This is a genomic window from Shinella lacus (assembly GCF_010994755.1).
Classification (GTDB): domain Bacteria; phylum Pseudomonadota; class Alphaproteobacteria; order Rhizobiales; family Rhizobiaceae; genus Shinella; species Shinella lacus.
Genome location: NZ_WHSB02000017.1, coordinates 108179 through 122204 on the forward strand (window position 1 = coordinate 108179; position 14026 = coordinate 122204).

Annotated in this window: 16 protein-coding genes; 6 read left to right on the plus strand and 10 right to left on the minus strand. The window is 62.5% G+C overall.

What is annotated here, in order from left to right; translation table 11 throughout:
* On the minus strand, positions 1–780 hold the full coding sequence (locus GB927_RS29245) for a DUF1217 domain-containing protein (RefSeq protein WP_256120748.1): 780 nt from the start codon (positions 778–780) through the stop codon (positions 1–3).
* A 172-nt stretch (positions 781–952) separates the two neighbouring features.
* Between GB927_RS29245 and motA the strand changes: the two genes are divergently transcribed.
* The 6 genes from motA (at position 953) to GB927_RS29275 (ending at position 6112) form a co-directional block, all read left to right on the plus strand.
* On the plus strand, positions 953–1825 hold the full coding sequence (motA, locus tag GB927_RS29250; protein WP_256120749.1) for a flagellar motor stator protein MotA: 873 nt from the start codon (positions 953–955) through the stop codon (positions 1823–1825).
* Positions 1826–1828: 3 nt separating this feature from the next.
* Positions 1829–2773, plus strand: coding sequence for a FliM/FliN family flagellar motor switch protein (locus GB927_RS29255; RefSeq protein WP_439655543.1), 945 nt, complete (start codon positions 1829–1831; stop codon positions 2771–2773).
* A 62-nt stretch (positions 2774–2835) separates the two neighbouring features.
* Entirely contained in the window at positions 2836–3411 is a 576-nt protein-coding gene (gene fliN, locus GB927_RS29260; RefSeq protein ID WP_256120751.1) for a flagellar motor switch protein FliN, read from the plus strand.
* A 29-nt stretch (positions 3412–3440) separates the two neighbouring features.
* The gene (gene fliG / locus GB927_RS29265; protein WP_256120752.1) at positions 3441–4481 is read left to right on the plus strand and encodes a flagellar motor switch protein FliG; all 1041 of its coding nucleotides are present in this window, start codon (positions 3441–3443) and stop codon (positions 4479–4481) included.
* A gap of 57 nt (positions 4482–4538) precedes the next feature.
* Entirely contained in the window at positions 4539–5654 is a 1116-nt protein-coding gene (gene flhB, locus GB927_RS29270) for a flagellar biosynthesis protein FlhB (RefSeq protein WP_256120753.1), read from the plus strand.
* A 5-nt stretch (positions 5655–5659) separates the two neighbouring features.
* Positions 5660–6112: a BspJ family T4SS effector nucleomodulin gene (locus GB927_RS29275; RefSeq protein ID WP_256120754.1), complete on the plus strand. Its 453-nt coding sequence runs from the start codon at positions 5660–5662 to the stop codon at positions 6110–6112.
* A 71-nt stretch (positions 6113–6183) separates the two neighbouring features.
* On the opposite strand, the gene visR is transcribed toward GB927_RS29275, so the two are convergent.
* From visR to GB927_RS29320, 9 genes are all read right to left on the minus strand, one after another.
* Positions 6184–6927: a transcriptional regulator VisR gene (gene visR, locus GB927_RS29280; RefSeq protein ID WP_256120756.1), complete on the minus strand. Its 744-nt coding sequence runs from the start codon at positions 6925–6927 to the stop codon at positions 6184–6186.
* A gap of 10 nt (positions 6928–6937) precedes the next feature.
* Positions 6938–7681: a transcriptional regulator VisN gene (visN, locus tag GB927_RS29285; protein WP_256120757.1), complete on the minus strand. Its 744-nt coding sequence runs from the start codon at positions 7679–7681 to the stop codon at positions 6938–6940.
* A gap of 578 nt (positions 7682–8259) precedes the next feature.
* On the minus strand, positions 8260–9954 hold the full coding sequence (gene fliF / locus GB927_RS29290; RefSeq protein ID WP_256120758.1) for a flagellar basal-body MS-ring/collar protein FliF: 1695 nt from the start codon (positions 9952–9954) through the stop codon (positions 8260–8262).
* A gap of 265 nt (positions 9955–10219) precedes the next feature.
* Positions 10220–10609 (minus strand): chemotaxis protein CheT, encoded by a 390-nt coding sequence (gene cheT, locus GB927_RS29295; protein WP_256120759.1) that lies wholly within the window; start codon positions 10607–10609, stop codon positions 10220–10222.
* Positions 10610–10659: 50 nt separating this feature from the next.
* Positions 10660–11214 carry a chemoreceptor glutamine deamidase CheD gene (gene cheD, locus GB927_RS29300; protein WP_256120760.1) on the minus strand — a complete coding sequence of 185 codons (555 nt, stop codon included), beginning with the start codon at positions 11212–11214 and terminating at the stop codon, positions 10660–10662.
* The gene (locus GB927_RS29305) at positions 11211–11600 is read right to left on the minus strand and encodes a response regulator (RefSeq protein WP_069059978.1); all 390 of its coding nucleotides are present in this window, start codon (positions 11598–11600) and stop codon (positions 11211–11213) included. The genes cheD and GB927_RS29305 overlap by 4 nt, the downstream gene beginning before the upstream one ends.
* On the minus strand, positions 11600–12658 hold the full coding sequence (gene cheB, locus GB927_RS29310; protein WP_256120761.1) for a protein-glutamate O-methylesterase CheB: 1059 nt from the start codon (positions 12656–12658) through the stop codon (positions 11600–11602). The genes GB927_RS29305 and cheB overlap by 1 nt, the downstream gene beginning before the upstream one ends.
* On the minus strand, positions 12655–13560 hold the full coding sequence (gene cheR / locus GB927_RS29315; protein WP_256120762.1) for a protein-glutamate O-methyltransferase CheR: 906 nt from the start codon (positions 13558–13560) through the stop codon (positions 12655–12657). The genes cheB and cheR overlap by 4 nt, the downstream gene beginning before the upstream one ends.
* Complete coding sequence (locus GB927_RS29320) at positions 13557–14021, minus strand: chemotaxis protein CheW (protein WP_256120763.1); 465 nt, start codon at positions 14019–14021, stop codon at positions 13557–13559. The genes cheR and GB927_RS29320 overlap by 4 nt, the downstream gene beginning before the upstream one ends.
* Between the last annotated feature and the right edge of the window lie 5 nt (positions 14022–14026).

A 14026-nucleotide genomic window follows, 5' to 3' on the forward strand; every position in this document is an offset into this window, starting at 1 on the left:
TCAGCGACCTCCGAGTTTCAGGTTGTTGATGGAAATCAGCAGGTCCGTCGAAATGCCGGTGAGGCTCGACGACTGGAAGACGGTCAGCGGATCGTAGCTGCCGGACGGGTTTTCCAGCTCCCACATGGCGGTGAAGCGTTCGAGGAACTTGCCGACCTTGCTGGTGTCCTTGAAGTCTTCGAGGTTCAGCGCCTCTTCGTAATAGGCGGCCTGCCGGTCGATATCGGTGCCGGCAAATTCCGCCGGCAGCTGGAGCGCGGTGCGCACGACCTGGGCCAGCGCATCGTCGGCGATAATGGAATAGCCGGACGTGATGGACGAGGCCATGCGCTCGAAATAGAGCGCCAGGCGCACGCCGGTATTGTCCTCGCCGGCGCTGACTTCCAACGTCTGGCGGGCATATTTGTCGACGACGCCCTTCTGGGCGCGTTCGAAGCCGGTGGCGAACTCGCCGTGCTTGGCGAAGTTCAGCGATTCGGCCAGCTCCTTGTAGCGGGTGTCGCTGAGCTGGTTGGCGAAGGCGGCCTCGTCCTCGGTGCCTTCCGTCAGCACCTTGCGCATGAAGGCCTTGGCGTAGGCCATGTCCTCCAGCCCGTGGGCCTTCATCACGTAGTTATAGAGCCGGCTGTCGGCGAAGAATTCATCGACCGACTTTATGCTGCCGATCTTGGAGAGGTAATATTCCGTTTCGCGCTTGACGTCCGGCTGCTCCTGAACGCGCGACAGCGACGTCTGGAGATCCGCGGTAATCAACTTGTAGCTCGTATAGGTGGTCGTCACGATTGGCCGCCGATCAAGGTGCAAGAAGGCACGATTGCCCGTTATGAGCCATGATCCTGCGGGTTTTTGCTTGCGCGAACCTGATCCGTAAACCTGCCGTTAGGTACAGCCTCACGCAAGGCTGGAACCGTATCTCCACAAGGGTCAGAATTGTGTCGGGACACCTGCGCTCATGAACATTATCATCGGTCTAATCGTTACCTTCGGCTGCGTCCTTGGCGGCTATATGGCCATGGGCGGGCACCTGGAGGTGCTGAACCAGCCCTTCGAGCTCCTGATCATCGGCGGCGCCGGCGTCGGCGGCTTTATCGTGGCGAACACGATGAAGGTGATCAAAGGGACCGGAACCGCGCTCGTCGAAGCCTTCAAGCACAAGGTTCCCAAGGAGCGCCATTATCTCGATACGCTCGGCGTGCTCTACAGCCTGATGCGCGACCTGCGCACGAAATCGCGCAACGAGATCGAGGCGCATATCGACAATCCGGACGAGTCGCCGATCTTCCAGTCCGCGCCGACGGTTCTCGCCAACAAGGAACTGACCGCCTTCATCTGCGACTATGTCCGCCTCATCATCATCGGCAATGCCCGCAGCCACGAGATCGAGGCGCTGATGGACGAGGAAATCCAGACGATCACCCGCGACAAGATGAAGCCCTACCACGCGCTCAGCACGATGGGCGACGCCTTCCCGGCCATCGGCATCGTCGCGGCCGTTCTCGGCGTTATCAAGGCCATGGGCGCCATCAACGAAAGCCCGGAAGTGCTTGGCGGCAAGATCGCGGCGGCCCTCGTCGGCACGCTGCTGGGCGTGTTCCTGTCCTATTCGATCGTCACCCCGATCATCACCAACATCAAAGTCGTGCGCGAAAAGCAGAACCGCCTCTACGTCATCGTCAAGCAGACGCTGCTCGCCTACATGAACGGCTCCGTGCCGCAGGTGGCGCTGGAATACGGCCGCAAGACCATCTCTTCCTACGAGCGCCCGTCGATCGACGCGGTGGAGCAGGAAATGATGAATCCGGGCGGCAGTTCGAAGGCGGCCTAAGACATGAAAGAAGCGAGCGTGAGCGAAACCCCTACCCTAGACCCGATCGTACTGGCCCGGCTCACCGGCCGGCTCGGCGACCAGGCGACGATCTCCAAGCTCTGCGCCAGCCTCGGCGACGTCTTCGCCGAGTTCCTGCCGGACATGCTGGAGAGCGAACTCGGTTTCGAGGTCGCGGTCTCCTATGCGGGTTTCGAGACGGGCAAATACGGCCCGCTGGTGGAAGGCCTCGGCGGCGCGATGGCGTTCTGCGACGCGTCGCTGCGCGACTGGTGCGATCGCTTCACGCTGATCTGCGACAGCCCGATGATCATCACGCTCGTCGAGAACATGCTCGGCGCCGTCAGCGATTCCATCGAGGATCCCGAGCCGCGGCCGCTCTCCAAGATCGAGCTCGACCTTGCCGCCATGATGTTCGACCGCATCTCCGGCGTGGTGAAGACCGCCGTCAACGGCGCGAACGGCTTCGAGCCCTTCCTCGGCCCGGCGCACAATGCGGAGACGCGCAAGCCTGCCGACGACGGCTCGGACGACACCTTCGTCGCCATGGTCAACATGGCCGTCGGTATCGGCCCGGTGCTCTCGACCTTCCACATCGTCGTCCCGCAGAGCGTTCTCCTGAAATCCAACATCGCCGCGCCGAAGCCGGCGAATGTGGCGAAGACCCGCGTCGAGTGGAGCGAACAGCTCGGCGAGCAGGTCCGCCGCTCCAAGGTGACGCTGGAGGCGCGCATTCGTCTCGAAGCCCAGACGCTCGACACGATCAGCCGGCTGCAGGCGGGCGACATCATCCCTTTCAACGAGACGGGCGACGTTCGCGTCGACGTGAACGCCAACGGCCGCAACCTCTATGTCTGCGAGTTCGGCCGCTCCGGCGCCCGCTACACGGTTCGCGTCAAGGATACCTACGGTTCGGAGGACGAGCTTCTCCAGCACATCATTGGATAGTTTAGGCATGAAGCCTGACGAGTGGCACGCCTCAGGCAAGTTTCGAATGGAATAGTGGTCTTATGGCACCGAAGAAAACACCCATCGCTGACGACATGACGTCTTCCCTCAACGCGGGCGACCAGGAACTGGAGCAGGCGATCGACGACCTGCGCGGCGTTCTTCAGAAGGATGCTACCGGCAGTTTCGGCTCGGATCTTCCCGCGACCATCGACAACGACCCGCTCGCCGCTTTCGGCGGCGATTTCGGCAGCTCGGACTTCGGCGGCGGCGCGGCCACGTCGGATTTCGGCGGCGGCACGAGCTTCGGCGGATCCGATTTCGGCGGCGGCACCGATTTTGGCGCCGATCTCGGCGAAGCGGCCCGGCCGGGCAGCGCGCTCCAGTCCAACATGGACCTCATCATGGACATCCCGATCGATCTTCAGATCGTTCTGGGCTCGTCGCAGATGCAGGTCTCCAGCCTCATGAACCTCTCGGAGGGCGCCACGATCGCGCTCGACCGCCGCATCGGCGAGCCCGTCGAGGTCATGGTCAACGGCCGTGTCATCGGCCGCGGCGAAATCACCGTTCTTGAAAATGACGACACCCGCTTCGGGGTCAAGCTCATCGAAGTGAAGAGTACACGCAAGGTCTGATACCGGTTCAGGTCTCAGGGGGATAATCCATGATGGATTTCGAAAATTTCGGCACCTCCACAGCGGTCGGCGCACCGCTATCGCAGGTCGAGAAGGCGGCAGCCGTGCTTCTGGCCATGGGCAAGGGTGTTGCCGGCAAGCTCTTGAAGTATTTTACCCAGAGCGAGCTCCAGGCGATCATCGCCTCCGCGCAGAACTTGCGCGCCATCCCGCCGCATGAATTGCTGGACCTCGTCAACGAGTTCGAAGACCTCTTCACCGAGGGCGCCGGCCTCATGGACAATGCCAAGATGATGGAAGGCATTCTCGAAGAGGGCCTGACGCCGGACGAAGTCGACGGCCTGCTCGGCCGCCGCGCCACCTTCCAGGGCTACGAGACGACGATCTGGGACCGTCTGCAGGACGCCGATCCGGTCTTCGTCGCAAAGTTCCTGCTCAACGAGCACCCGCAGACCATCGCCTATATCCTCTCCATGATGCCCTCGGCCTTCGGCGCCAAGGTGCTGCTGGAGATACCGGAAGATCACCGCGCCGACATCATCAACCGTACCGTCAACCTCAAGGATGCGAGCCCGAAGGCGACCGTCATCGTCGAAGCACGCGTCATCGAGATGATCAATGCACTCGATGCCGAACGCAACTCGATGGGTTCGAACAAGGTTGCGGACCTCATGAACGAGCTCGAAAAGTCGCAGGTCGACGAAATGCTCGCTTCGCTCGAAACGGTCTCCACCGAATCGGTCAAGAAGGTTCGTCCGAAGATCTTCCTCTTCGAAGACGTGCTCTACATGCCGCAGAGAAGCCGCGTGTCGCTGTTCAACGACGTCTCCGGCGACATCATCACGGCGGCCCTGCGCGGCTCGACGATGGAACTGCGCGAATCGATCCTCTCCTCGATCGGCGCACGCCAACGCCGCATGATCGAATCCGATCTCGCTGCCGGCGACCAGGGCGTCAACCCGCGCGAAGTGGCGATCGCCCGCCGCTCGATCACGCAGGAAGCCATCCGCCTGGCGGCGGCCGGACAAATCCAGTTGAAGGAGAAGGAACAGGCGCGCGAAGCGGCCTGATCCCGCTTGACACCGTAACGCCACAGGCGGAGCGTACTTCCGGCCCGAATCTCCTGAATGGGGATTCGGGCCGTTTCTTTTAGGGAGCGCGACGTGTCGGACGACGACAAAGACAGCAAAACAGAACTCCCGACCGAGAAGAAGATTCGTGATGCCATGGAGAAGGGCAACACGCCCTTCTCGCGTGAAATCACCATCTTCGCCTCGACGCTCGCGATCTATCTCTTCCTCGTCTTCTTCATGCCGGGCGGCATCGCGCGCATGAACGAGACGCTGCGCGACTTCTTCGAGCAGCCGGAGGCCTGGAACCTCAAGACCGGCACCGACGTGATCGCGATCTTCCGCCATCTCGGCTGGGAGGCCGCAACGCTTCTGACGCCCATTCTCATCATGATGATGGTGTTCGGCATCGCCTCCTCCGTGTTGCAGAACCTGCCGAGCCCGGTGCTCGAGCGCGTGCGGCCGCAGATCTCCCGCCTCAACCCGGTGAAGGGCCTCGGACGCCTTTTCGGCAAGCAGGGCCTCGTCGAATTCGCCAAGTCGCTGATCAAGATCCTGCTGGTCTCGCTCGTCGTGGCGCTCGCCATGCGCGGCAATTATTTCGCCTCGCTCGACACGATGTTCTCCGAGCCGGCGGCGTTGATCATGATGATGACCGCCGACATCAACAAGGTGCTGCTGATCATCCTGTTTGCCACCGCGCTCATTGCCGGCATCGACTTCGCCTGGACGCGCCATCACTGGTTCTCCGAACTGATGATGACGAAGCAGGAGGTGAAGGAGGAAATGAAGCAGTCGCAGGGTGACCCGATCGTGCGCGCCCGCATGCGCTCGATCCAGCGCGACCGCGCCCGCCGGCGCATGATGACGGCCGTGCCGCGCGCGACCCTCGTCATCGCCAACCCGACCCACTTCGCCGTCGCCCTGCGTTACGTGCGCGAAGAAGGCGACGCGCCGGTGGTCGTCGCCAAGGGCCAGGACCTCGTCGCGCTGAAGATTCGCGAGATCGCCGAAGAGAACGGAATACCCGTTTTTGAAGACCCGCCGCTCGCACGCTCAATGTTTGCGCAAGTCTCGGTCGATAGTGTCATTCCGCCGGTGTTTTACAAAGCCGTGGCAGAGCTGATTCACCGGGTTTACGCAGCTTCGCCTCAGACCAGACGGGTAAACTAGATCCGATGAGAAAATGCACCTATTCCGCCGAGCGCGAGAAGATTGTTGCTGAAGCAATCTGCCCGGTCGCCACAGAGCTCCGACTGCTCGACGCCGCCGATCTCGTCTCGTTGTTGCGTTTCGAGTGCTACGGTAACCTGGCCGATCTGGTCTCCTCGGCGGCGGAGCTGTATTTCCTGCCCGGCACGGTGAATTTCGGCGCCGGCGGCGACTACAGCCTCGACTGGGGCACCGAGCCGGAAGTGACGCTCGACATGGAACTGCGCCCGCAGGGCGTCACCGTCTATGCGAAGCTTCTGTTGCAGAAGGACACCGCGGGCGTGGAAGTCACCCATGTCGCCTTCAACAATCCGTCCGCGGATCCCGACGACAACACGGCCTTCCTGCGCAAGAGCCTCCAGGAGGCGCGCTACGTGAAATCCGGCGGCAAGGCGCCACCGGCTCTGCACGCTCATTAGAGCATTTCCGCAATTCCGGACGCAAAACCGCTACGCACTTTTGCTGGAATTGCTTTAAGGCAAAAGGCTCGTCAGGTGATGTAGCCGAGGCGGATAGCCTTGGCGATCGCCTGGATGCGGTTGACCGCGTCGAGCTTCGTCGTGGCGGTGCCGAGATAGGCGTTCACGGTGTGCACCGAAAGCCCCATCTTTTCCGCGATCGCCTCCGAGATGCAGCCGTCGCCGGCCATCTGGAGGCAGGCGATCTCGCGTTCGCTGAGCGCTTCGGAGGGTGCGAGCTTCTTTTCCTCGCAGGCCAGCATGTCGATCAGCACCTGGCAGCTCTTCATGTGCATGTCGACGATGAGGTCGCTGGAAGGCGCGATGAACGGCCCCACGAAGACGACATAGCCATTGCCATGCGCGCCAAGGCGAATGGGGAATGCGATGCCCGACCAGGCGAGCAGCCGCGGCGGGAGGCGTGTCGTGAAAGGCTCTGCGCCCGATTCGGCGAACTGGTTGTCGCCGGCCCCTTCCCAGATCAGCGGCAGCATGGACGCTTCGAGATGGGCGAGCATGGCGGGGCCGTAGGCTTCGATCAGCGCCCGGGCGTTGCCGTCGACATCCTGCGCCCAGTTGTGCAGCGAGAGCGTCAGCTTGCGCGCCGACGGCAGGCCGTGGCCACTGAGGCGAAGCACTGCGAAGTGCTCGGCGCCGATGATCGTCTGCATCACCTGCAGGCGGGAGACGAAATCGGAGGCGCGGGCCGCCTTCGGCGGGCGCGCAAGGCGGATTTCCGTCTCGATGGCCGTGGGGGCGGAAAGCTGGATGTCCATGATGCCCTCCTCAGACCAGGCTGTTGCGAACGGCCCAGGCGATTGCCTCGGACCGCGTCTTGGTCGCGGTCTTGCGCATCACGCTGGTGATGTAGTTGTTGATCGTGTTGCGTGAGATGCCGAGGATGACGGCGATCTCGTCGCTCGTCTTGCCTTCGGCGATCCAGTAGAGGCACTCGATCTCGCGTTCCGTCAGCTCCATCTCGCGATCCTGTCGGAGGATCGCGCCCTTGCAGCAGACGCTGGCGAAATAGCCGGTCATGACGCCGACATCGCGCAGCTTGCTCTGGGAGAGGATGAAATGCTCCGGGAAGAGCAGCAGCAGCGACATGCGCGCCCGGCCGACATGGAAGGCGATGACGCAATATTCGCGGCTGACGCCTTTCGGCACCGGGGCGCCCTCGGCGAGGTGGTGGAAGCAGGGCTTCAACAGCCCGAGGCACTTGTCGAGTTCGCTCATGCGGGACTGGCTGGCAAGCACGGAGCCCGCGATGGAGCGCACCATGTCGAACGGCCAGTCCGAGGCCACGACGGTTTCGAGCCCGGCTTCGGGCGAGACATCGTGGCGGACGAGAAGGTAGTGGGACGCGCTGACATAGTCCGTCAGCGCTCTCAGACCGGTGGACAGGCCCGCGCGGCTGGCGCAGCGTCCGAGGTGTTGAATCAGAAGCTCACGCGCACTCTTACGCTCACCTGACTCGGCGGAGAATCCATAGGATTCCCAGGCCGCGACATCCGACCGGATCGTTTCCATGATAGCCCCCTGTTCCGATTCAGAACGGACATTCCCGCCTCCTTCCCGCCAAAAGTTCGGAACCGTCCGAACTTCCCCCGGTCAGGCCGCATCGGCGAGAATCACCAAGCGAATCAGTGACTAAAGTGTACATCGGCCATCGCTAAAAACCACCGCCATCTTCTCGGGATTTACTTTTGCCGGCTTCCGTGAGTCGATTCGAAACGGGTGATTTGCCGGCTCACGAAGCGCCTAATCTCGCCGATGAGCTAGAGGTAAGTGATTGTTAACCATACAATATTCATTTGCCGCAATCGGGTAGCCGCTTGAAAGTGGGCGCTAATTCGATTCACGATTGTGAATAAATAATACAAATCACAACCATAAAGATCATAAACTTTTTGCGAGCATCGACGGCGTGCGGAATCGGCGTGGCGGGAAGTGACTCCGCCAGCGAAAAAATTGCGCGGATCGGCCAGGCGAGCGTTGCCGAAATGCGACACGAATTGGCAAATCAACGTCGCCGTTTTGTCATCCGCAAAAGCAAGGGCGCGGTCGTTGCCGACCGCGCCCTATGCCATTTCGAGATTTTGGAGCCGTCAGGCCGCTTCCTTGTCGACCGCCCACTTGCGCAGGATCTTGGCAGCGCGTTCCTCGCTGATCTCGACCATGCGGCCGAGGCGGCGTTCCGGGCCTTCCTTGACGCGGCGGTTGAAGGTGCCGTCGCCGTCGTCGCCGGCATTGAGCAGGTCGTCCGTGCTGTCGAAGCCGAAGTCCGCGCCGAAGCCGTCCATGAGGGTGGCACCGGGGCCGCCGACACCCGCCACCGGCGAGAAGTCGGGCAGTTCGAGGCCGGCCGCATCGCTTTCCAGCGCATTGGCCGAGGCACCGCCGCCGGTGACCGAGCGGACCGCCGGGCGAAGGCCGAACCAGACCACCACGATGGCGACGCCAAGGAAGGCCAGCGCATTGATGATGCCGCCGAGATTGCGCGTCAGCACTTCCATGATGCCCGGACCTGCCACAGCCTCGTCGAGGAGCTGGTGGTCGAGGAATTCCATGGCGTTGATCGTCACAATGTCGCCGCGGTCGGTGCTGAGGCCAGCGGCTGAAGAGACGATCTTCTGCATGTCGGCGATGTAGGCATCGATTTTCGCCTGGTCGGCAGGCTCGCCAACCATGGCCGCGATACGGGCGCGGTTGACGACGACGGCGACAGACAGCTTCTCGACCGCAAAGCCGCTGCGCACGGTGGCGACGGTCTTGCTGTTGATCTCGTAGTTGGTCTGCTCTTCCTTCTTGTCCGCTTCGTCGCTCGATTTCTGGCCGTTAGCGTCGCCCTCGGGGCCGCCCTGGGGAATGTTCTGCTCGACGGTCGCGGCCTTATTGTCGGCCTGCTGCTGAGACTTCTGGGTTTCTCGCGTGACGCGGACCGAGCGCTCGACGCGGGATTCCGGGTCGTAGACCGTCTCCTGGATCTGCTGCGAGTCCGTGTTGAGCGAGGCTGTAACGCTGGCGCGGAAATTGTCCATGCCAAGGAAGGGTGCGAGCGCTTTTTCGATATTGCGTTCGACTTCGCTCTGCACGGTCTGTACGGCCGTCAGCGAGCGGTTGACTGCGCCGTTCTCCGCATCGTCGCCGGAGGCGAGAAGCTGGCCGGCGGAGTCGAGGATGGTGACGCCGTCGACTTCCAGGCCCGGCACGGAAGCCGCGACCAGATGGCGGATCGCGCCGGCCGATTCACGGCCGATCTGCGCGCTGGCGCGGATCATCACGGAGGCGGTCGGCACCTGCTCCGCTTTGCGGAAATTGCCGCGCTCCGGCATGACGATGTGCACGCGGGCTGCGGCGATGCCGCTGATCTGCTGGATGGTGCGGGCGATTTCGCCTTCGAGTGCGCGGACACGCGTCACTTCCTGCATGAAGGAGGTGAGGCCGAGCGATCCGACCTTGTCGAAGAGTTCGTAGCCGGAATTGGCGCTGCTCGGCAGGCCGCGCTCGGCGAGATAAAGCCGCGCCTTGCCCGTCTGCCCGACCGGCACCTCGATGCTGCCGCCGTCCGTTCCGGTGTTGAAATCGATATTGGCTTCGGCGAGCGCCAGGCTGATCTGGTTCACGTCGGTCTTTTCCAGACCGACATAGAGTGTCTCGTAAGCGGGTTTGTTAACCAGGATTCCGGCGGCAAGCACCAGACCGATCGAGACGATGGCGGCTCCCGCCAGCATCGCGAGCTTCGCCTGCCCTAGCGAAGCCAGGTTCTTGTAGACTTTCGTCAACTGTTCCAACAGATTCATTCTGTTCCCGCACGGACTAGTCGCCTGGACACCGGGCAACATGCCGGCGTTATCAGACGCATTTTCAATCTCGTGGGACGAAACCGGCGCATTTCCGCACGCACCGCCTGCCCCATGGAATACCTGGATCTAACTGACCCGACATGGAGACTAGCCGGCGAAACTTGCGCGAGCATTTCGTTGCGGCGCACTGGAGCGTGCCCGCACAACGCAAGACGGCGCCACAGGGGCGCCGCCAAACTCACTGATTATAGTGTGGAATCGGCTAGAAAGCCTCGAAATCGCCGACTGCCTTGCCGATCGGCTGGGAATGGCCGTGGCGCATTCCGTTGCTCAGCGCCTTCTGCATATCGGCAAGCTTCACCAGATTGAGCGCCGTCGTGACGTCTACGATCCAGTTCTCTGGAATGCTTGCGGTGATCGTGTCGATGAACTCGGCGAGGCCGCGCGTCTTCTGGACGGCAAGGTCGATGCCTTGCAGCACCATCATGCGCTCCATGGCGTTCGCTGCGGTTTCGCCATGCACGGCGGCCAGCTGCGGCTCGATACGTTCGATCAGGTAGGCGACATCGTGCAGTTCGGACACGATTCGCATCAGGACATCCGGAAGGGCTTCCTCCATGGCAGTCGCTGCACTCAGATACTCGGCTTGCATGGGTGACCCTTTTTATACCCTGTTCGCTTCCTTGGGGTGCGATTGCCCGGTCAGAAGAATTCGATCGAGCTTTCGACAGGCCTGGCGACGGGTACGGGCCGCTGCTCCAGCGCCACCGTCTTCTGCGTCTCCACCCCTGTCAGCGCATATTGCCTGGCCCGGCCGCTCGACGGCCAGTATTCCAGCTTGCGCCCATGCTCGCCGCCGGTGCTTTCACCGACGACCTTGATGCCTTCGTCCATCAGGAACTGCCGGGCGAACAGCGCGTTCTGCTCGCCGACATTGGAGAAGCGCGCGATCGTCTTCGCGCCTCCAAAGATTTTCGCCTCCAGCCGGTCGCGGCGCGCGCCCTGCTTCAAAAGGCCGTTGATCAACAGTTCCATCAGGTGCACGCCGTAGCGCGTGGCGTCGCCGCCCGAGGCCATCGCCTCGGCCGAGCCCGGCAGCAGGAAATGGTTCATACCGCCGACGCCAATGACCGGGTCGCGCATGCAGGCGGCCACGCACGAGCCGAGAATGGTGGTGAGCACCACATTCGGATCGTTGAGGACCTTGTATTCTCCCTGGATGACATGGACGCGGCGCGTCCCGGCGTCTGCTATCATTTCAATGCCCCGAACACGGCTTCGATGGCCGCCTTCATCTTTTCGATGGTGAACGGCTTGGCGAGAACGTTGTTGGCACCGAGTGCCGCCGCCTTCTGCACCAGGGCACGGTCGCCCTGTGCGGTGAGGATGATGAAGGCCGCCTTCTTGGTGGTGGGGTTGGACCGCACCGCCTGAAGGAACTCGATCCCGTCCATCTTCGGCATGTTGAAGTCGGAGATCACGAGATGGTGCGGCTGCTGGGCCATGATGGCCATGCCCTGCGCACCATCACCGGCTGCCGTGATCTGCTTGAAGCCGAGTTGCTGCAGGGCATCACCCAGCAGCAGGCGACTGGTCACCTGATCATCGACGATGAGGACTTTGATTTTTTCAGCGATAGACATTATTCGCTCCCTTCTCTACGGGCCGCAGTGATCTTCAAGATTTCCTCCCCAATGGAGGAGAGCGGAAACTGGTGTTCTACGGCGCCCAGCTCGAAAGCCACTCTCGGCATTCCATATACGACGCAGGTTTTTTCATTCTGACCGATGGTCCGCGCCCCTGCATGGCGCATTTTCAACAGGCCGCTTGCCCCGTCCCGGCCCATGCCGGTCAGGATGACGCCGACCGCATTGCGGCCGGCAAGTTCGGCCACCGAATCAAACAGCACATCCACCGAAGGGCGATGGCCGTTGACCGGATCCCGTTCCACCAACCGGCAGCAGGGTGCATGCGGGTTGGAGACCTGGAGATGACGTTCGCCGCCGGGCGCCAGGTAGATCTTGCCGATCTCCAGGCGGGCACCGTCTGTCGCTTCCTGCACCACGGGCCCGCAGAGCCGGTGCAACCGGTCGGCAAAGCTCTTGGTGAAGGACGGCGGCATATGCTGGGTGATGACGGTCGGCGGGCAATTGACCGGGAACTTCTGCAAGACCGCGATCAGCGCTTCCACGCCGCCCGTCGAGGCGCCGATGGCGACGACCCGGCGGCCGGGCTTGTAGCTGACGGCCGGGTTGACGTTTGCGGCGGTCGGCGCCAGCGGCGGCACATCCGTGCGGATCTGGCGGCGCTGCGAGCGGGCAGCGGCCTTTACCTTTTCGGCAAGGTCGCCGAAGGGGCGGGCGTCGCCCGGCTGCGGTTTTCCCACGCAATCGAAGGCACCGATTTCCAGCGCCATCAGCGAGGCTTCCGCGCCGCGATGGGTCAGCGTCGAGACCATGATGACCGGCATCGGCCGGAGCTTCATGATCTTGTCGAGGAATTCGAGCCCGTTCATGTTCGGCATCTCGATGTCCAGCGTCACGACGTCCGGATTGAGCTGCTTGATCGCGTTGCGGGCTTCCATGGCGTCGCCGGCCTGGCCGACGACGTTGACGTCCGGATCTGCATTGAGCACGGCCGTGATCAGGCCGCGCATGGTCGGCGAGTCGTCGACGACGAGTACGCGCGCGGGTGCCATCATGCGCTCCTCCTGTACTTGCCCGTGTAGCGGTAGGTGGTGATGCCGATATTATCGAACTGGTTCTTCGCCTCGCCCGAGACGCGCTCCGAGTGGCCGATATAGAGGTGGCCGGCGTCGCCGAGCATGCCGGCGAAGCGCGACCAGATCTTCATCTGCGTCGGCTCGTCGAAATAGATGACGACGTTGCGGCAGAAGATGACGTCGAACGGACCCTTGAACGGCCATTGCGCCATCAGGTTCAGCTCGTTGAAGGTGATGAGGCGCTTTACACGATCGTCGACCTGCCATTTCTGCCGGCCGCCCGCATCCACCTCGCGGAAGAACTGCTTGCGCATGGCGGGGTTGACGGTTTCGAGCGCATTGGCGTCATAGGCGCCGGCGCGGGCGATGGCGAGAATCTTCGGGTCGATATCCGTCGCGAGGATGCGGAAGTCGTAGTCCGCGGCGTTCGGCATCAGCGACAGCACGGTGAGCGCGATCGAATAGGGCTCCTGGCCATCCGAACAGGCGGCCGACCAGATGCGCACGCGGCCGCCATTGCGGGCGCGCGCCAGCAGGTCCGGCAGCACGTCGCTCTTCATATGGTCGAAGTGATGGTTCTCGCGGAAGAAGCGCGTGAAGTTGGTCGTCAGGTGCGACAGCATCTCCTTGCGCGGGCCGGCACCGGCGGGCGAGGAAACGAGCGCGCAATATTCCCGAAAGCCCTTGAGGCCGAGCTGGCGGATGTGCTTCGACAGGCGCGAATAGACGAGCGAGGCCTTGGTCTCGTTGAGGTAGATTCCGGCATCCGCATAGATCATGGCCGCAATCTCGGAGAGGTCCTTGCGCGTCAGCGGGTATTCGCCGCTGGCAAGGCACTCGTCCGGAGACTGTCTTGCATCGATGGCCGGGGAATAGGTCATGCAGCTTCGCTTTCCGTATGCGGGAACAGGGCATCGAGTTCGATGAGGCAGATCATGCGGCCCTCGATGGCGAGGATGCCGCGGGCGTAGGCCTTCGCCGCCTCATTGGCGATGTCCGGCGTCGGCTGCATGTTGTCGTCCGTCACGGTCAGGATGTCGGACACCGCATCGACCAGCAGACCCACCACCCTCGTCCCGACCTGGGCGACGATGATGACGTGGCGCACCGTCGGCTCGGCCGGCTTCATGCCGAGGCGCAGCGACAGGTCGACGATCGGCAGAACGGCACCGCGCAGGTTGATCACGCCCAGCACATAGGAAGGCGCATGCGGCATCGACGTCGCCGGGGTCCATCCACGGATCTCCCGGACCGACATCACGTTCACGCAGAACTCCTGGTCGCCGATCCTGAAGGCGATCAGTTCCCGTCCGTGCGTGAGATTGTTTGCCGCGTACGTCATTGTCT